The organism is Vogesella sp. XCS3 (genome assembly GCF_020616155.1).
Lineage (GTDB): Bacteria > Pseudomonadota > Gammaproteobacteria > Burkholderiales > Chromobacteriaceae > Vogesella.
On sequence record NZ_CP085530.1, the window covers coordinates 2,224,138 to 2,239,709 of the forward strand.

Here is a 15,572-nt window from a genome sequence, read left to right on the forward strand (position 1 = left end):
CTCACGACTAATGCATTATTTCCAAGCGCAATCAGTATCAATATTGCATACGCAAATCACATCATGCTTACATGATGATCCATCAGCTGCGTGTGTTGCCCTGCCAGCTGGAGACAAGCCGACAGCCCAAGGATGAATCATGGAAGAAGTGAGCCTGGTCGTTATGATTGAAGTGATCCCTGGGCAACGCGATGCCCAGCTTGATCTGTACAGAAAACTCAAGCCATTAGTTGACGCCGAGCCAGGGTGTTTGCAGTACACGCTATTCGCGGATGCTGCTGACGACAATAGATTTGTGCTGCTTGAAAAATGGGCAACTCAAAGTGCGCTTGATGCACACGATGCAACAGAGCATATGATCGCCGCCGATGCCCTTAGCCCTACTTTCCGGACAGGCCCTGCACGGGTGATCAAAATGACCGCCATCACAGCCTAAGCCTGCATTAGCCAGACGCCACTGCAGAGTCTGTAGCGATAGTCCAGCTAACCCTAGCGCCAAACAGTAAACATGCCAATCAAGAAAAAGGTTGGCCGCACGCCCTGTCACAGGCTATGCGGCCAACCTTTTTTACCTACCGTGGCGTGCAAGCCACGTCTCTGCACACGCCAGCAATCGATGCCGGCTAGAACTTACACCTGAAAACGCGACACCATGCTGCGCAGGCGCTGGGTCAGCTCGTTCAGCTCGCCAATGGCCTGCGACGACTGGCCGGAGGCGGCGGCGTTATTGGCCGCAGCCTGGGCGATTTGCTCCACATTGCGGGTGATCTCCTCGCTGGCGTGGCCTTGCTCGGCCAGCGCCTGCGAGATGTCTTTTACCACGCCCACCACGCCGTTGGCACTGTCGCGGATCTGGTGGATGGCCTCGCCACCCTGCTCGGCCAGGGCCAAGCCGGCTTTCACGCGGTTGACGGCTTCTTCCATATTGCTACGCGAGGCTTCGGAGCCCGCCTGGATTTCGTTGATCATGCCGGCGATTTCCTGCGTAGCCGCCGCGGTACGCTCGGACAGCTTGCGCACCTCGTCGGCCACCACGGCAAAGCCACGGCCCATTTCGCCAGCGCGTGCAGCCTCGATAGCGGCGTTGAGCGCCAGCAGGTTGGTCTGGTCGGCAATGTCCTTGATCACCTGCATGATGGTGGAGATGGTTTGCGTTTTGCTCACCAGGTTGCCAATGGTGCCCGCTGCCTGATCGACCGCGCTATTGATGCGCTGCATTTCGCTGACGGCACTGGCGATCACCTCCCCGCCCTGGTTGGACAGCTGGCCGGAGCTGGCCGATACGGTGCGGGCATGCTCGGCCAGCTCGGCAATCTGCTTGATGCTGGCGGTAAGCTGTTCGATGGACGCTGCCATTTCGGTGGCCGCGTGGCTTTGCTGGTCCGAGCTGCTGGCCACCGCCGCAGCACTACCGGCAATATTGCCAGCCATGCCGGACAGGGTGCTGCTGCTGCCGGCAATGCCGCCTACCAGCTCGCGCAGGTGCTGCTGCATATTGGCCACGGCGGCCAGCAGGCTGTCTTTATCGCCTGCGGCCAACGGTACCTGCACGTTCAGGTCGCCCTGGGCAATGCGGTGTACCACGTCCCGCGTCAGCGCCGGGTCGCCGCCCAGCTGTTGCATCACGCTACGGCGAATCAGATAGCCCACGGTCACCACCAGCGCCACGGCCAGCAGCACTTCGACGATCAGCACATAAGCCTGTGCCATAAAGCCAGCTTGTACATCGTCCAGATAGATGCCGGTACCCAGTACCCAACCCCAGCCTGCCGTGGTGGCAATATAGGAAATCTTGTCTTGCGGGGTATCAAAACCCGGCTTGTCCCACACGTAGGCCGCCAGGCCTTTGCCGCCGCCTTTTTGCAGCGCTTGCTCGAACAGCGGCTTCAGTGGCACGCCAGAGGCGTCTTTCACGGTATTCAGGTTTTTGCCTATCATGGCGGCTTTCGCGCCATGGGCTACCCAGTTCCACTCGCGATCAAAGGCAAAAAAGTACTCGCGTTCGTCGTAGCGCATGGCATTCAGCACCGAGGCGGCCTGCTTTTTGGCTTCGGCTTCGCTCAGCGCGCCACTACTGGCCTTGTCTTCGTAGGCCTTCACCACGGTCATGGCAGACTCCACCAGGTTGCGTACCTTTACCTGACGGTCTTCCAGCATGGTGGCGCGCTCATGCATCAGCGACAGCACGCCCAGCACACAGAGAATTACAGTGACCAGCACTACCTGAAGCTGCAACCTTCGCTTCAGTGACAAACCAGCGGATTTTTGCATTCCATCACTCCCGTGAAGCATTTTTATTAAATTCAGCCACATTATGTAGCGTATTTGTATCAAGCAATTTAAGCCGCATCAGACAGTTTGTCATTGGCTTCAACAAAAAAAACCCGGCCAAAGCCGGGTTGAAGCTGCGATACAAGGGTTATCCCCCTATCGTGGACAGAGCATTACTTCATGGTGGGCATGACAAATTCGGCAGTGAGCTTGTCTGGCCAGCGTGTGGTGATGGTTTTCATGCGGGTGTAAAAGCGCACGCCTTCCGGGCCGTGCATGTGATGATCGCCAAACAGCGATGCTTTCCAGCCGCCAAAGCTGTGGAAAGCCATGGGCACCGGGATAGGCACATTGACACCCACCATGCCCACCTGGATGCGGTGGCCGAACTCGCGCGCGGCCGCACCAGAGCGGGTAAAGATACTGGTACCGTTGGCGTACTGGTGGCTATTGATCAGCTGCACGGCGGTCTCAAAATCCGGCACCCGCACGATGGACAACACCGGGCCAAAGATTTCTTCGCGGTAGATGGTCATCTCGGGTGTCACGTTATCGAACAAGCTGGGGCCCAGGAAGAAGCCGTTTTCGTAGCCCGCGTGGCGGTAGCCGCGGCCATCCACCACCAGCTTGGCGCCTTCCTCTACGCCCTGGTCGATATAGCCCGCTACTTTCTGTTGGTGTACGCGTGTCACCAGCGGGCCCATTTCGGCGGTGGCGTCGTTGCCCACGCCGATTTTCAGCTCGCGGGCACGTGCGGCCAACTTCTCTACCAGCGCGTCGGCAATATCACCTACCGCCAGCGCTACCGAAATGGCCATGCAGCGCTCGCCCGCCGAGCCATAAGCGGCACCGATCAGCGCCTCTACCGTGCCGTCCAGGTCGGCATCCGGCATCACCACCATGTGGTTCTTGGCACCACCCAGCGCCTGCACGCGCTTGCCGTGACGGGCGCCGGTTTCATAGATGTATTGTGCAATCGGCGTGGAGCCGACAAAACTGATGGCCTGCACATCCGGGTGGGTCAGCAGGCCGTCTACTGCCTGCTTGTCGCCGTGCAATACGTTGAATACGCCGTCGGGCAGGCCGGCTTGCTTGAGCAGCTCGGCCAGGAACATGGCCGCGGACGGGTCGCGCTCGGACGGTTTCAGGATAAAGGTGTTACCGCAGGCCAGCGCCACCGGAATCATCCACAGTGGCACCATGGCCGGGAAGTTGAACGGGGTGATACCGGCTACCACACCCAGCGGCTGGCGCAGGCTGTGGCTATCGATACCGCTACCGACCTGCTCGGTAAACTCGCCCTTCAGCAGCTGCGGAATACCGCAGGCAAACTCGACAACCTCCAGGCCACGGGTCACTTCGCCCATGGCGTCCGACACCACCTTGCCGTGTTCTTGCGAGATGATCTCGGCCAGCTTTAGCGCATTGTCTTCCAGCAGGGCTTTGAACTTGAACATCACGCGGGCGCGCTTCAGCGGCGAGGTCTCGGCCCAGGCTGGAAAGGCGCGGCGGGCGGCGGCCACGGCGGCGTTGATATCGTCATCGCTGGCCAACGGTACGCGAGCAATCACTTCGCCCAGCGCAGGGTTGTATACATCGGCAAATCGGCTGCCCTGCCCGTTATGCAGCTCGCCGGCAATCAGGTGTGGGATGGTTTTCATGGTGTCAGCTTTATCAATGTCAGTTTCAGGCTACTGCGGCCAACGTTGGCCGCAGCGTGCCGTGGGTCAGTCGGCTTCGTGGATGGCTTCGCCAATGGTGGCAAACAGGCGGTCGATCTCGGCTTCGCTGATGATCAGCGGTGGCGACACGGCGATGATGTCGCCGGTAAAGCGCACCAGTACACCCTTTTCCCAGCACTTCAGGAACACATCCATGCCGCGCGCACCTGGCGCACCCGGGCGGCTATCCAGCTCGATACCGGCCACCAGACCCAGGTTACGGATGTCCTTGATATGGCGGGTGCCGCGCAGCGCGTGGGCTTTTTCTTCGAAGCGCGGCGCCAGGTTGGCCGCACGCTGGAACAAGCCTTCGTCACGATACAAGTCCAGCGTCGCCACCGAGGCAGCGCAGGCCAGCGGGTGGGCCGAATAGGTGTAGCCATGCGGGAACTCGATGGCACGCTCGGCGGCTGCCGCCATAAAGGCATCGTGAATGGCGGGTTTGACGATCAGCGCGCCCATCGGCACCACGCCGTTGGACAAGCCCTTGGCGCAGGTGATGATGTCCGGCAGTACGTCGAACTTGTTGGCAGCCCAGTCGGCCCCCAGGCGGCCAAAGCCGGTGATGACTTCATCAAAAATCAGCAGGATGCCGTACTTGTCGCAAATCTCGCGCAGGCGCTTCAGATAGCCTTTGGGCGGAATCAGCACGCCGGTAGAACCCGCCATCGGCTCCACGATCACGGCCGCAATGGTAGATGGGTCGTGCAGCGTCGTAATGCGCGCTTCCAATTCATCGGCGAACTCGGCACCGAACTCCGGCTCACCACGGGTGAAGGCGTTACGTGCCAGATCGTGCGTAGAACGGATATGGTCAGTCGTCGGCAGCGCAACAGGGAACAGCTTGCGGTTACCGGCAATGCCGCCGACCGAGATCCCACCAAAGTTCACCCCATGGTAGCCGCGCTCGCGGCCAACCAGCTTCACCCGGCCGGCATCACCACGCACACGGTGGTAGGCGATGGCCATTTTCAGTGCGGTATCGGCAGCCTCGGAGCCCGAGTTCACAAAAAACACTTTATCCAGACCGACCGGCGCCATCTCTGCCAGCTTCTCTGCCGCTTCGAATGCCTTGGGGTGGCCCATCTGGAACGGTGGTGCGTAGTCCAGCGTAGCTGCCTGGCGCTGGATAGCCTCGACAATAGGCTTCCGATTGTGGCCGGCATTGACACACCACAGCCCAGCGCAGCCGTCCAGGATGCTGCGACCGGCATCGTCCTGGTAGTACATGCCGTCTGCGCTGACTAGCATGCGCGGGTTGGCCTTGAAGTGGCGGTTTGCCGTAAACGGCATCCAGAATGCGTCCATTGCTTGGTGGTTCATTGCGGTGTCTCCTCTGCCTTATTGCAGCCTGATGACCTAAATGTAGGTGCCAAACCAGTACAGTTACAGGTACAGTTAGCACGCAAACACACCAAACCGTACTGGTAAAAAAATAGGTACAGTCATGAATCGCTATCAGGGCTATCTGGATCCGAACCAGCGCACCAAGGTAGAACAGCTAGTGCGCGGCATCCAGCAGGCTATCCGCGAGGCGCGCCTGACACCGGGCAGCAAGCTGCCGTCCATCCGCGCCTTTGCCAAAGATATTGGCGCCAGCCCGTTCACGGTAAGCGAGGCTTACGACAGGCTGGTGCAGGAAGGCTGGCTACTTTCCAGGGCAGGCTCCGGCTTTTACGCCCAGCGCAAGCAACAAAGCACCAGCCAGGCAGTGCGCAAGCAGCTCAGTGATCTGCCGCTGGATGGCGACTGGCTGCTTAGCGGGATCTATCAAGGGGAACAGCAAGGTATTCTGGCAGGCTGCGGCTGGCTACCCGCCAGCTGGTACGACGATCAGGCTCAGGTACGCGCCCTGCGTAAGATTGCGCGCGAGCAGATTAGCGAAATGACCTATGGCCACCCGCAAGGACTGTTGCTATTACGCGAGTTTCTGGCGGACAAACTCAGCCAGCAAGGCATGAGCTGCCACGCAGAAGATATCCTTCTCACCCAGGGCGCCACGCACGCACTCGATATCGTCTGCAGTACCCTGCGGCTGGACGGCACCGCCGTGCTGATCGACAACCCGGGCTACTGCAATCTGCTCTCTGCGCTACGCTTCCGGGAATGCCAGCTGCTGCCGGTAAACTGGACGCCGCACGGCCCCGACCTGCAACAACTGGAACAGCTGATACAAGCACACCGTCCGCGGGTGTTTTTTACCAATCCATGGCTGCACAACCCTACCGGTGCCAGCTATGCACCCCATATCGCGCACGGCGTGCTGCGATTGGCACAGCAGTACGATGTGTTGCTGGTAGAAGACAATGTCTCGGCCGACTTACTGGCTCAAGCGGGGCCTAGCCTGGCCGCTATGGATGGTTTGCGCCAGGTACTGCACATCGGCAGCTTCAGCAAGGCGCTGAGCCCAGCATTGCGCGTGGGTTACCTGCTGGCACCGGTGCGCTGGCAGGCTGCGTTGACACGCGCCAAAATGCTGGCCGCACTGACCTCGTCTACCCATACCGAGCGGCTAGCCTTCGAGCTGGCTAGTGACAGCAAGTACAAACGGCAGAACAGCCGGCTGGTAGAACGCATTGCCCAGAGCACCAGCAAAGCCATTGCCCGCTTTGAACAGCTAGGCTGGCAGGTGTTTCAGCCTAACAGTAAAAGCATGTTTATCTGGGCAAGGCCACCGCAGGGCGTGACTATCGACCAGGAAAGTGCACGGCAGCAGCAGATCTTTCTGGCACCGGGTGACTTGTTCAGCAGCGATGGCAGTAACACCCCTTACTTCCGCTTTAATGCGGCCTATCTGGATAACACCCAGTTCTGGCAATGGTTGGCCGCACAGCAATAGAAAAAGCCAGCGCAAGCGCTGGCTTTTTCTACAGAGGCTGTCGATTACTCGGCGGCTTCTTCTACTACCACTTCACCTTCCGGACGGTCTACCAGTTCTACCAGTGCCATCGGAGCGTTGTCGCCCTGACGGAAACCGTACTTCAGGATACGTACATAACCACCGTTACGGGCAGCGTAGCGCGGGCCCAGAACGTCGAACAGTTTTACAACCATTTCGCGGTCACGAGTACGGTCGAAAGCCAGACGACGGTTGGCCAGAGAAGGCTTCTTACCCAGGGTAATCAGCGGCTCGGCTACGCGACGCAGTTCTTTTGCTTTCGGCAGGGTAGTCACGATAACTTCGTGACGGAGCAACGAGTTCGCCATGTTGCGAAGCATCGCCAGGCGATGGCTGCTCGTGCGGTTCAGTTTACGATTGCTATTACGATGACGCATTGTAGTGTCCTTTTATCCCAAACTTACGGCTTCTCGAGGCCAGCCGGAGGCCAGTTTTCGAGCTTCATGCCGAGTGTCAGGCCTTTAGAAGCGAGAACTTCCTTGATCTCGTTCAGCGACTTACGACCAAGGTTCGGGGTCTTCAGCAGCTCGGTTTCCGTACGCTGAATCAGATCACCGATGTAGTAAATGTTCTCGGCCTTCAGACAATTGGCGGAACGAACAGTAAGTTCGAGATCATCGACCGGGCGCAACAAGATCGGATCGATCGGTGGCGCCTTCTCAACGACTTCCTCAACTGCTGTACCTTGCAAGTCTGCAAAGATCGACAGCTGATCTACCAGAATACGGGCCGCCAGGCGTACCGCTTCTTCCGGTTCGATCACACCGTTAGTCTCGATGTCCAGTACCAGACGGTCAAGGTCGGTACGTTGTTCTACACGGGCGCTTTCAACATTGAAGCTGACGCGGCGCACCGGGGAGAAGGAAGCATCAAGCTGGATAGTGCCAATCGCACGATTGTCATCGTGGTTGATACGGGCAGCTACCGGCTGGTAGCCACGACCTTTTTCAACCTTGATTTCCATATCGATTTTACCGCCAGCAGACAGATAGCAGATTACGTGATCAGGGTTGATCACTTCTACATCGTGCGGCAGTTCGATGTCACCAGCCAGGACAGGACCTTCACCTTCCTTTTTCAAGGAAAGAATCAGGCTGTCACGACCATGCAGCTTAAGCACTACGCCCTTCAGGTTCAGGAGGATGTCGACGACATCTTCCCGAACACCGTCAAGAGCGGAATACTCATGCAAAACGCCAGCGATTGTTACTTCGGTCGGAGCATAGCCCGGCATGGAAGAGAGCAGAATACGACGCAGAGCATTACCCAGAGTATGGGCATAGCCGCGTTCGAACGGCTCCATCGACACACGAGCATGTGTAGCCGAAACCGGCTGCACATCGATCAGTCGCGGTTTCAGAAATTCCGAAGCGCTGTTTTGCATAGTCATTCCTTAAGAGCTAGCGATTACTTGGAGTAGAATTCCACAACGAGTTGTTCGTTGATATCGCTAGACAACTCGGAACGCTCAGGAGCAGTTTTGAAGACACCTTCCATCTTTTTGGTGTCAACAGCTACCCATGCCGGGAAGCCAATCTGCTCAGCCAAAGCCAGACCTTCTTGAATACGAACCTGCTTCTTGGACTTTTCACGAACAGCAACCACATCACCAGCTTTAACCTGGTATGAAGGGATGTTCACTAGAGCGCCATTCACGGTGATCGCTTTGTGGCTTACCAGTTGGCGAGCTTCTGCACGAGTGGAACCGAAGCCCATGCGATAAACAACGTTATCCAGACGAGCTTCCAGGATCTTCAGCAGGTTTTCACCAGTGGAGCCTTGGCGACGTGCAGCTTCGGCGAAGTATTTACGGAACTGACGTTCCATAATGCCGTAGATGCGACGTACTTTTTGTTTTTCACGCAGTTGAACACCGAAGTCGGACAGACGGGTGTTCTTGGCGCCATGCTGGCCAGGTGCAGTATCCAGCTTGCACTTGGTATCCAGAGCACGACGAGCGCTCTTCAGGAAGAGGTCAGTCCCTTCGCGACGAGCGAGCTTACATTTAGGGCCGGTATAACGTGCCATTTCTCAGACTCTCCGAAATTAGATACGACGTTTCTTGGGAGGACGGCAGCCGTTGTGCGGGACTGGCGTCACGTCAGAGATGCTGGTCACTTTGAAACCCAGAGCATTCAGTGCACGCACGGAGGATTCACGGCCTGGACCGGGACCCTTGATGCGAACTTCCAGGTTTTTTACGCCGTATTCTTGGGCAACTTTACCAGCGTGCTCTGCTGCTACCTGAGCGGCAAAGGGTGTACTTTTACGCGAGCCTTTAAAGCCAGCACCGCCGGAGGTAGCCCAAGACAAAGCATTTCCTTGACGATCGGTGATGGTAATGATGGTGTTATTGAAGGAAGCGTGCACGTGCACGATACCGTCGCTAACAGACTTGCGTACTTTTTTGCGTACACGGACAGCTGTGTTTGCTTTAGCCATTATCTGTGTTCCTTAAAATTACTTCTTACCGGCGATAGCCTTGCGCGGACCTTTGCGGGTACGAGCATTGGTACGAGTGCGCTGACCACGGCACGGCAGACCACGACGATGACGGAAGCCACGATAGGAACCCATGTCCATCAAACGTTTGATGCTCATGGTGATTTCACGACGCAGATCACCTTCAACGGTGAACTTGGCGACTTCTACACGCAGAGACTCCATCTCGGCTTCGGTCAGATCCTTCACTTTCGAAGAAGGATTGATACCAGCGGAAGCACAAATGTGCTTAGCGCGGGTAGCACCAATGCCATAGATAGCCTGCAGGCCGATAACGGCATGCGCATGATTGGGGATGTTTACCCCTGCAATACGGGCCATTCTCTTTCCTTAAGCCTTAAGCTTGAAAAGGTTGCGATTGTAACACGACAAAACCAAGCTAACAAATGTTAGCCTTGTTTTTGTTTGTGACGCGGATCAGTGCAGATCACTCGAACAACACGGTTGCGACGAATGATTTTGCAGTTACGGCAAATTTTCTTTACCGAAGGTTGTACACGCATTTCAGTTCCTTTCTATCTGAAAAGAGCAAGTGCGATTACTTCGCACGGAACACGATACGGGCACGAGACAGGTCGTACGGTGTCATCTCCACCGTTACCTTGTCACCTGGCAGGATACGAATGTAGTGCATACGCATCTTGCCAGAGATGTAACCCAGAACGACGTGTCCATTTTCGAGCTTGACCCGGAAAGTTGCATTAGGCAACGTTTCCAGGACTTCACCCTGCATCTGGATAGTATCTTCTTTCGCCATAAAACCAGTTACCGTTTACCTTAACGATTACCGCCACTCTTGAAGTTTGCTTTCTTGAGCAGGCCTTCGTACTGATGGGAAAGAACATACGACTGTACTTGAGCCATGAAATCCATCGTTACCACCACCATGATCAGCAGAGAAGTACCGCCAAAGTAGAATGGAACGTTCCAGCTAAGGATCAGGAACTCAGGCATCAAGCAAACAAGTGTGATGTAGATCGCACCAATCAAAGTGAGGCGGAGAATGATCTTCTCGATATACCGCGAAGTCTGCTCGCCTGGGCGGATTCCGGGAATAAATGCCCCACTCTTCTTCAGGTTATCTGCCGTTTCCTTGGGATTGAATACCAAGGCGGTATAGAAGTAACAGAAGAAAATGATTGCCGCAGCGTACAGCAACACGTATACCGGCTGGCCAGGATGAAGCTTGTCTGCAATAGACTTCAGCACGCCAAGGCCTTCGGTATTACCGAACCAACCCAGCACCGTTGCAGGGAACAGGATAATGCTAGACGCAAAGATTGGCGGAATCACGCCAGCCATATTCAGCTTCAGCGGCATGTGGGTACTCTGACCCTGCACAACGCGGTTGCCTACCTGACGCTTGGCGTAGTTAACCAAAATTTTACGCTGGCCCCGTTCCACAAATACAACCAGATAGGTTACCGCAATCACTGCAACAAACAGCGCGATCACCAGCAGGATAGGCAAGGAACCTTGGCTAGTCAGCGTCAGGGTCTTACCAATCGCAGCAGGCACACCGGCAGCAATACCTGCGCAGATGATCAAGGAAATACCATTCCCCAAACCTCGTTCCGTGATTTGCTCACCGAGCCACATCAGGAACATAGTACCGGTTACCAATGAAACAACTGTCGTCACATAGAACTCCAGTTGCGGCACGATCACCAGACCAGGCTGTTTGAATAGCATTACCGCGATACCAAAGCTCTGGAAGCTAGCCAGTGCCAAGGTTGCATAACGTGTGTACTGAGTTATTTTGCGACGTCCCGCATCGCCCTCTTTCTTCAGTTGCTTAAGTGCCGGAACAATCTCCGACGCAAGCTGAAGAACGATAGAGGCAGAAATGTACGGCATAATGCCTAAGGCAAACACCGTAAATCTCTGCAAGGCGCCTCCCGAGAACATGTTAAACATGTCCAGGAGGCCCGTTTGCGACGACTGGAACAACTTCGCTAGTTCTGCAGGATTGATACCAGGCACCGGCACATGCGCACCAATACGGTAAACAATCAAAGCTCCGACCAAAAACAAGATACGGCGCTTAAGATCACCAAACTTGTTGGCGTTTCCAACTAGAGAAGTATTCGCCACGGATTACGCCTTATTCTACGAAACTGCCACCAGCAGCTTCGATCGCAGCTTTAGCACCAGCGGTAGCAGCAACGCCACGCAGGGTAAATGCACGATCAACGGAGCCGGACAGGATCAGTTTGGCGCCCAGTGCTTGCACAGGTACCAGACCAGCCTGTTTCAGAGACAGCAGATCCACCTCAGCAACTGGCAGCAGTGCCAGCTCGGACAGGCGAACTTCAGCCACATCACCAGCAGTCAGGGACTTGAAGCCACGCTTCGGCAGGCGACGTTGCAGTGGCATTTGACCACCTTCGAAGCCTACTTTGTGGAAGCCACCTGCACGGCTCTTCTGACCTTTATGGCCACGACCAGCGGTTTTACCCAGGCCGCTACCAATGCCACGACCTACACGACGCTTGGCGTGTTTGGCACCAGCGGCAGGCTTAATGGTATTCAGCAACATTTATCAGCCCTCGCTCTTAACCAGGTAGCTGATCTTGTTGATCATGCCACGGTTAGCTGCAGTGTCGATAACTTCAACGGTCTGATTGATTTTCTTCAGACCGAGACCACGTGCGCAAGCCTTGTGCGATTCAATACGACCAATCAGGCTCTTAACCAGAGTCACTTTGATGGTTTTGATATCACTCATGATCTGCCCCCAGAATCTGCTCTACGGTCAGACCACGCTTGGCTGCAATCTGAGCCGGAGTGTGAATCTTGCTCAGGCCGTCCAGAGTTGCACGAACCACGTTGTACGGGTTGGTGGAACCGTGGATTTTAGCCGAAACGTTGTGCACGCCCAAGGCTTCAAATACAGCACGCATCGGGCCGCCAGCCTTAACACCGGCACCTTCTTTAGCCGGCTGCATGAACACGGTGGTAGCACCGTGCTTGCCTACGACTGCGTGATGCAGGGTACCGTTTTTCAGCGGTACTTTAATCATGTTGCGACGTGCCTGTTCCATGCCTTTTTGTACAGCAGCAGGAACCTCTTTGGAACGGCCCTTACCCATGCCGATACCACCGTCGCCATCACCTACGACAGTCAGAGCCGAGAAGGCCATGATACGACCACCCTTCACCACTTTGGTGACACGGTTTACGCCGATCATTTTCTCGATCAGACCATCGCCACGATCTTCGATCTCGTGCTTAGCCATTCTTAACTCCGATTAGAATACAAGACCGTTTTCACGGGCAGCGTCAGCCAGGGCCTTGATACGACCATGGTATTTGAAGCCGGAACGATCAAATGCAACTTGGCTTACGCCAGCAGCTTTGGCTTTTTCGGCAATTGCTTTGCCAACCACAACAGCTGCAGCAACGTTGCCACCGTTTGCAAGGTTAGCGCGCACATCAGCTTCAAGACTGGAAGCACTAGCCAGAACACGGCTGCCAGTTTCGTCAATGACCTGAGCGTAAATGTGGCTATTAGTGCGGAATACGCACAGACGAGCCATCTTGAGCTCCGCAATACGTGCACGGGTTTTGCGTGCGCGGCGGAGTCGAGTCTGTTTCTTGTCCATTTCAGTGCCTCAATTACTTCTTCTTGGTCTCTTTCAGAACCACAACCTCATCAACGTAACGAACACCTTTGCCTTTGTACGGCTCTGGGGAACGATATGCGCGGATTTCGGCAGCAACCTGGCCAACGCGCTGTTTGTCAGCACCTTTGATCAGGATTTCGGTCTGAGTCGGTGTTTCGCACTTGATGCCAGCAGGCATCTGGTGAACTACCGGGTGGGAGAAACCGAGAGACAGGTTAAGAGCGTCACCTTGAGCTTGCGCACGGTAACCTACACCTACCAGTTGCAGTTTCTTCTCGAAGCCTTTGCTAACACCAAGTACCATGTTATTCAGCAGGGCACGCAGGGTGCCAGACATCGAACGGGCAAATTTGGTGTCATTGTTGGCCGCAAAAACCAGTTGGTTATCAACCAGTTTTACGTCAACGTCGGCACACAGCGGGGTGCTCAAAGAGCCCAGCGCGCCCTTTACGGTTACTTCAGCAGCGCCGAACTTAACTTCTACGCCTGCAGGAATAACCACGGGGTTTTTAGCTACGCGAGACATTACACCCTCCGATTAAGCCACGACGCACAGCAACTCACCGCCGATACCGGCAGCACGTGCTTTACGATCAGTCATTACGCCACGCGAAGTCGAAACGATGGTAACGCCCAAACCGTTCAGTACCTTCGGGATCTCGGTGGAACCTTTGTAAACACGCAGGCCAGGACGGGATACGCGTTCGATACGCTCAATTACCGGGCGGCCAACGTAGTACTTCAGCTCAACTTCCAGAACCGGCTTTTTATCAGCTTCGGTTACTGCGAAGTTTTCGATGTAGCCTTCATCCTTCAGAACCTGAGCGATTGCTACCTTCAGCTTCGACGATGGCATCGAAACGTTGGTTTTAGCAGCGCGCTGGCCGTTACGGATGCGAGTCAGCATATCGGAAATAGGATCTTGCATGCTCATTCTGTATCTCCTATTACCAGCTGGCTTTAACAACACCCGGGATTTCGCCTTTCATGGCGATTTCACGGAGTTTGTTACGAGCCAGACCGAATTTGCGGAAAACGCCACGCGGACGACCAGTCAGTGCGCAGCGACGACGCTGACGTACCGGGCTGGCATTACGCGGCAGCTGCTGCAGCTTCAGACGAGCAGCAAAGCGCTCTTCTTCAGACAAATTCGGGTTATTGATGATGGCGAGAAGCTGTTCACGCTTGCCGGCGTACTTAGCCACGAGCTTCGCGCGCTTCTCTTCACGATTAATCAGAGCAAGAGTTGCCATGTGCTTAGCCCTTAAACGGGAATTTGAACGCAGCCAGCAGTGCGCGGGCTTCTTCGTCAGTTTTCGCGGAGGTCGTGATAGTAATATTCATACCACGCAGAGCATCGATCTTGTCGTACTCGATTTCCGGGAAAATGATCTGTTCTTTAACGCCCATGTTGTAGTTACCGCGGCCGTCAAACGACTTGGCGGAAACACCACGGAAGTCACGAACGCGTGGCAGCGAGATAGTTACCAGGCGATCCAGGAACTCGTACATGCGTTCGCGACGCAGAGTTACCTTGCAACCTACCGGGTAGTTATCACGGATCTTAAAGCCGGCGATGGACTTGCGAGCAGCAGTAACAACTGGCTTCTGACCAGCAATCTTTTCCAGATCGCCAACCGCGTGGTCCATAACTTTCTTGTCAGCAACCGCTTCGCCAACACCCATGTTCAGGGTGATCTTTTCAATGCGCGGCACTTCCATAACGGACTTGTAGCCGAATTGTTTGATCAGCTCTGGAACAACGGTGCTTTTGTAGAAATCATACAAACGTGCCATTTTTGCTCCTTACGCGCCCACGATTTCGCCAGTGGACTTGAAGACACGTACTTTTTTGCCGTCATCAAGAACCTTAAAGCCAACACGGTCAGCTTTCTGGGTAGCCGCGTTGAAAATAGCGACATTGGAAACATCCAGAGGCATTGTTTTTTCAACAATACCGCCAGCCACACCGCGGATCGGGTTAGGCTTCTGGTGTTTTTTCACCAGGTTGATGCCTTCTACCAATACCTTGCCTTCGAGCACGCGCAGTACAGCACCACGTTTGCCTTTGTCTTTGCCGGTGATTACGACGACTTCGTCGCCTTTACGAATCTTACGCATGGGTTCTCTCCTTACAACACTTCAGGAGCCAGCGACACGATCTTCATGAAGCGCTCGGTACGCAGTTCACGCGTAACAGGCCCGAAGATACGAGTACCGATCGGCTCAAGCTTGTTGTTGAGCAGAACAGCCGCATTGCTGTCAAATTTAATCAGAGAGCCATCAGGACGACGTACGCCTTTAGCAGTGCGAACCACTACAGCGTTGTAAACGTCACCCTTCTTGACACGACCACGAGGAGCAGCATCCTTGATGCTCACCTTGATAATGTCACCCACGCCGGCATAGCGACGTTTGGAGCCGCCCAACACCTTGATGCACATTACAGAGCGCGCACCAGTGTTGTCTGCAACATCCAAAATGGACTGCATTTGAATCATGTTTGATTACCTTTCTATCCAACTTAATTCCGCCTCTTTCCTTCCGAACATG

23 protein-coding genes are annotated in these 15,572 nt (G+C 55.3%); 2 read left to right on the top strand and 21 right to left on the bottom strand.

The features are described from left to right. Positions 1–139 precede the first annotated feature (139 nt). Positions 140–436 (top strand): putative quinol monooxygenase, encoded by a 297-nt coding sequence (locus LCH97_RS10565; protein ID WP_227301683.1) that lies wholly within the window; start codon positions 140–142, stop codon positions 434–436. 194 nt (positions 437–630) lie between these two features. On the opposite strand, the gene LCH97_RS10570 is transcribed toward LCH97_RS10565, so the two are convergent. The 3 genes from LCH97_RS10570 to LCH97_RS10580 all read right to left on the bottom strand — a co-directional run bounded on the left by LCH97_RS10570 (position 631) and on the right by LCH97_RS10580 (position 5,315). Next, positions 631–2,271 carry a methyl-accepting chemotaxis protein gene (locus LCH97_RS10570; protein WP_227301684.1) on the bottom strand — a complete coding sequence of 547 codons (1,641 nt, stop codon included), beginning with the start codon at positions 2,269–2,271 and terminating at the stop codon, positions 631–633. Positions 2,272–2,444: 173 nt separating this feature from the next. After that, positions 2,445–3,932, bottom strand: coding sequence for a CoA-acylating methylmalonate-semialdehyde dehydrogenase (locus LCH97_RS10575; RefSeq protein ID WP_227301685.1), 1,488 nt, complete (start codon positions 3,930–3,932; stop codon positions 2,445–2,447). 66 nt (positions 3,933–3,998) lie between these two features. Continuing rightward, a complete protein-coding gene (locus LCH97_RS10580) occupies positions 3,999–5,315 on the bottom strand; it encodes an aspartate aminotransferase family protein (RefSeq protein ID WP_227301686.1) in 1,317 nt (438 codons plus the stop codon). 124 nt (positions 5,316–5,439) lie between these two features. Between LCH97_RS10580 and LCH97_RS10585 the strand changes: the two genes are divergently transcribed. Beyond that, positions 5,440–6,831, top strand: coding sequence for a PLP-dependent aminotransferase family protein (locus tag LCH97_RS10585; RefSeq protein WP_227301687.1), 1,392 nt, complete (start codon positions 5,440–5,442; stop codon positions 6,829–6,831). Between the two features lie 44 nt (positions 6,832–6,875). On the opposite strand, the gene rplQ is transcribed toward LCH97_RS10585, so the two are convergent. The 18 genes from rplQ to rplN all read right to left on the bottom strand — a co-directional run bounded on the left by rplQ (position 6,876) and on the right by rplN (position 15,520). Beyond that, on the bottom strand, positions 6,876–7,268 hold the full coding sequence (gene rplQ, locus LCH97_RS10590; RefSeq protein WP_026107677.1) for a 50S ribosomal protein L17: 393 nt from the start codon (positions 7,266–7,268) through the stop codon (positions 6,876–6,878). Positions 7,269–7,291: 23 nt separating this feature from the next. Then, positions 7,292–8,275 carry a DNA-directed RNA polymerase subunit alpha gene (gene rpoA, locus LCH97_RS10595; protein WP_026107678.1) on the bottom strand — a complete coding sequence of 328 codons (984 nt, stop codon included), beginning with the start codon at positions 8,273–8,275 and terminating at the stop codon, positions 7,292–7,294. A gap of 23 nt (positions 8,276–8,298) precedes the next feature. Continuing rightward, complete coding sequence (gene rpsD, locus LCH97_RS10600) at positions 8,299–8,919, bottom strand: 30S ribosomal protein S4 (protein ID WP_147686575.1); 621 nt, start codon at positions 8,917–8,919, stop codon at positions 8,299–8,301. 18 nt (positions 8,920–8,937) lie between these two features. Further along, positions 8,938–9,333 (bottom strand): 30S ribosomal protein S11, encoded by a 396-nt coding sequence (gene rpsK, locus LCH97_RS10605; protein ID WP_017507353.1) that lies wholly within the window; start codon positions 9,331–9,333, stop codon positions 8,938–8,940. Positions 9,334–9,351: 18 nt separating this feature from the next. Then, a complete protein-coding gene (gene rpsM, locus LCH97_RS10610) occupies positions 9,352–9,714 on the bottom strand; it encodes a 30S ribosomal protein S13 (RefSeq protein ID WP_017507354.1) in 363 nt (120 codons plus the stop codon). A 68-nt stretch (positions 9,715–9,782) separates the two neighbouring features. Next, entirely contained in the window at positions 9,783–9,896 is a 114-nt protein-coding gene (gene rpmJ, locus LCH97_RS10615) for a 50S ribosomal protein L36 (protein WP_011137711.1), read from the bottom strand. 35 nt (positions 9,897–9,931) lie between these two features. Beyond that, the gene (gene infA, locus LCH97_RS10620; protein ID WP_017507355.1) at positions 9,932–10,150 is read right to left on the bottom strand and encodes a translation initiation factor IF-1; all 219 of its coding nucleotides are present in this window, start codon (positions 10,148–10,150) and stop codon (positions 9,932–9,934) included. 20 nt (positions 10,151–10,170) lie between these two features. Further along, positions 10,171–11,487 (bottom strand): preprotein translocase subunit SecY, encoded by a 1,317-nt coding sequence (secY, locus tag LCH97_RS10625; protein ID WP_227301688.1) that lies wholly within the window; start codon positions 11,485–11,487, stop codon positions 10,171–10,173. Between the two features lie 10 nt (positions 11,488–11,497). Continuing rightward, entirely contained in the window at positions 11,498–11,932 is a 435-nt protein-coding gene (rplO, locus tag LCH97_RS10630; RefSeq protein ID WP_147686571.1) for a 50S ribosomal protein L15, read from the bottom strand. A 3-nt stretch (positions 11,933–11,935) separates the two neighbouring features. Next, positions 11,936–12,121: a 50S ribosomal protein L30 gene (gene rpmD, locus LCH97_RS10635; protein ID WP_017507358.1), complete on the bottom strand. Its 186-nt coding sequence runs from the start codon at positions 12,119–12,121 to the stop codon at positions 11,936–11,938. Continuing rightward, the gene (rpsE, locus tag LCH97_RS10640) at positions 12,114–12,632 is read right to left on the bottom strand and encodes a 30S ribosomal protein S5 (protein WP_017507359.1); all 519 of its coding nucleotides are present in this window, start codon (positions 12,630–12,632) and stop codon (positions 12,114–12,116) included. The genes rpmD and rpsE overlap by 8 nt, the downstream gene beginning before the upstream one ends. Before the next feature lie 12 nt (positions 12,633–12,644). Then, positions 12,645–12,998 (bottom strand): 50S ribosomal protein L18, encoded by a 354-nt coding sequence (rplR, locus tag LCH97_RS10645; RefSeq protein WP_227301689.1) that lies wholly within the window; start codon positions 12,996–12,998, stop codon positions 12,645–12,647. A 13-nt stretch (positions 12,999–13,011) separates the two neighbouring features. Further along, positions 13,012–13,545 carry a 50S ribosomal protein L6 gene (gene rplF, locus LCH97_RS10650; RefSeq protein ID WP_017507361.1) on the bottom strand — a complete coding sequence of 178 codons (534 nt, stop codon included), beginning with the start codon at positions 13,543–13,545 and terminating at the stop codon, positions 13,012–13,014. Between the two features lie 12 nt (positions 13,546–13,557). After that, the gene (rpsH, locus tag LCH97_RS10655) at positions 13,558–13,953 is read right to left on the bottom strand and encodes a 30S ribosomal protein S8 (RefSeq protein ID WP_026107679.1); all 396 of its coding nucleotides are present in this window, start codon (positions 13,951–13,953) and stop codon (positions 13,558–13,560) included. Positions 13,954–13,966: 13 nt separating this feature from the next. Then, complete coding sequence (gene rpsN / locus LCH97_RS10660; protein ID WP_026107680.1) at positions 13,967–14,272, bottom strand: 30S ribosomal protein S14; 306 nt, start codon at positions 14,270–14,272, stop codon at positions 13,967–13,969. Between the two features lie 4 nt (positions 14,273–14,276). Continuing rightward, positions 14,277–14,816 (bottom strand): 50S ribosomal protein L5, encoded by a 540-nt coding sequence (gene rplE / locus LCH97_RS10665; protein WP_017507364.1) that lies wholly within the window; start codon positions 14,814–14,816, stop codon positions 14,277–14,279. 9 nt (positions 14,817–14,825) lie between these two features. Then, positions 14,826–15,140 carry a 50S ribosomal protein L24 gene (rplX, locus tag LCH97_RS10670; RefSeq protein WP_017507365.1) on the bottom strand — a complete coding sequence of 105 codons (315 nt, stop codon included), beginning with the start codon at positions 15,138–15,140 and terminating at the stop codon, positions 14,826–14,828. A gap of 11 nt (positions 15,141–15,151) precedes the next feature. Next, a complete protein-coding gene (gene rplN, locus LCH97_RS10675; protein WP_017507366.1) occupies positions 15,152–15,520 on the bottom strand; it encodes a 50S ribosomal protein L14 in 369 nt (122 codons plus the stop codon). Positions 15,521–15,572 lie beyond the last annotated feature (52 nt).

Bases quoted from the DNA above. Each gene is read 5' to 3' on its own strand.
- LCH97_RS10565 (WP_227301683.1), top strand. From the start codon at position 140: ATGGAAGAAGTGAGCCTGGTCGTTATGATTGAAGTGATCCCTGGGCAA.
- LCH97_RS10570 (WP_227301684.1), bottom strand. From the start codon at position 2,271: ATGCAAAAATCCGCTGGTTTGTCACTGAAGCGAAGGTTGCAGCTTCAG.
- LCH97_RS10575 (WP_227301685.1), bottom strand. From the start codon at position 3,932: ATGAAAACCATCCCACACCTGATTGCCGGCGAGCTGCATAACGGGCAG.
- LCH97_RS10580 (WP_227301686.1), bottom strand. From the start codon at position 5,315: ATGAACCACCAAGCAATGGACGCATTCTGGATGCCGTTTACGGCAAAC.
- LCH97_RS10585 (WP_227301687.1), top strand. From the start codon at position 5,440: ATGAATCGCTATCAGGGCTATCTGGATCCGAACCAGCGCACCAAGGTA.
- rplQ (WP_026107677.1), bottom strand. From the start codon at position 7,268: ATGCGTCATCGTAATAGCAATCGTAAACTGAACCGCACGAGCAGCCAT.
- rpoA (WP_026107678.1), bottom strand. From the start codon at position 8,275: ATGCAAAACAGCGCTTCGGAATTTCTGAAACCGCGACTGATCGATGTG.
- rpsD (WP_147686575.1), bottom strand. From the start codon at position 8,919: ATGGCACGTTATACCGGCCCTAAATGTAAGCTCGCTCGTCGCGAAGGG.
- rpsK (WP_017507353.1), bottom strand. From the start codon at position 9,333: ATGGCTAAAGCAAACACAGCTGTCCGTGTACGCAAAAAAGTACGCAAG.
- rpsM (WP_017507354.1), bottom strand. From the start codon at position 9,714: ATGGCCCGTATTGCAGGGGTAAACATCCCCAATCATGCGCATGCCGTT.
- rpmJ (WP_011137711.1), bottom strand. From the start codon at position 9,896: ATGCGTGTACAACCTTCGGTAAAGAAAATTTGCCGTAACTGCAAAATC.
- infA (WP_017507355.1), bottom strand. From the start codon at position 10,150: ATGGCGAAAGAAGATACTATCCAGATGCAGGGTGAAGTCCTGGAAACG.
- rplO (WP_147686571.1), bottom strand. From the start codon at position 11,932: ATGTTGCTGAATACCATTAAGCCTGCCGCTGGTGCCAAACACGCCAAG.
- rpmD (WP_017507358.1), bottom strand. From the start codon at position 12,121: ATGAGTGATATCAAAACCATCAAAGTGACTCTGGTTAAGAGCCTGATT.
- rpsE (WP_017507359.1), bottom strand. From the start codon at position 12,632: ATGGCTAAGCACGAGATCGAAGATCGTGGCGATGGTCTGATCGAGAAA.
- rplR (WP_227301689.1), bottom strand. From the start codon at position 12,998: ATGGACAAGAAACAGACTCGACTCCGCCGCGCACGCAAAACCCGTGCA.
- rplF (WP_017507361.1), bottom strand. From the start codon at position 13,545: ATGTCTCGCGTAGCTAAAAACCCCGTGGTTATTCCTGCAGGCGTAGAA.
- rpsH (WP_026107679.1), bottom strand. From the start codon at position 13,953: ATGAGCATGCAAGATCCTATTTCCGATATGCTGACTCGCATCCGTAAC.
- rpsN (WP_026107680.1), bottom strand. From the start codon at position 14,272: ATGGCAACTCTTGCTCTGATTAATCGTGAAGAGAAGCGCGCGAAGCTC.
- rplE (WP_017507364.1), bottom strand. From the start codon at position 14,816: ATGGCACGTTTGTATGATTTCTACAAAAGCACCGTTGTTCCAGAGCTG.
- rplX (WP_017507365.1), bottom strand. From the start codon at position 15,140: ATGCGTAAGATTCGTAAAGGCGACGAAGTCGTCGTAATCACCGGCAAA.
- rplN (WP_017507366.1), bottom strand. From the start codon at position 15,520: ATGATTCAAATGCAGTCCATTTTGGATGTTGCAGACAACACTGGTGCG.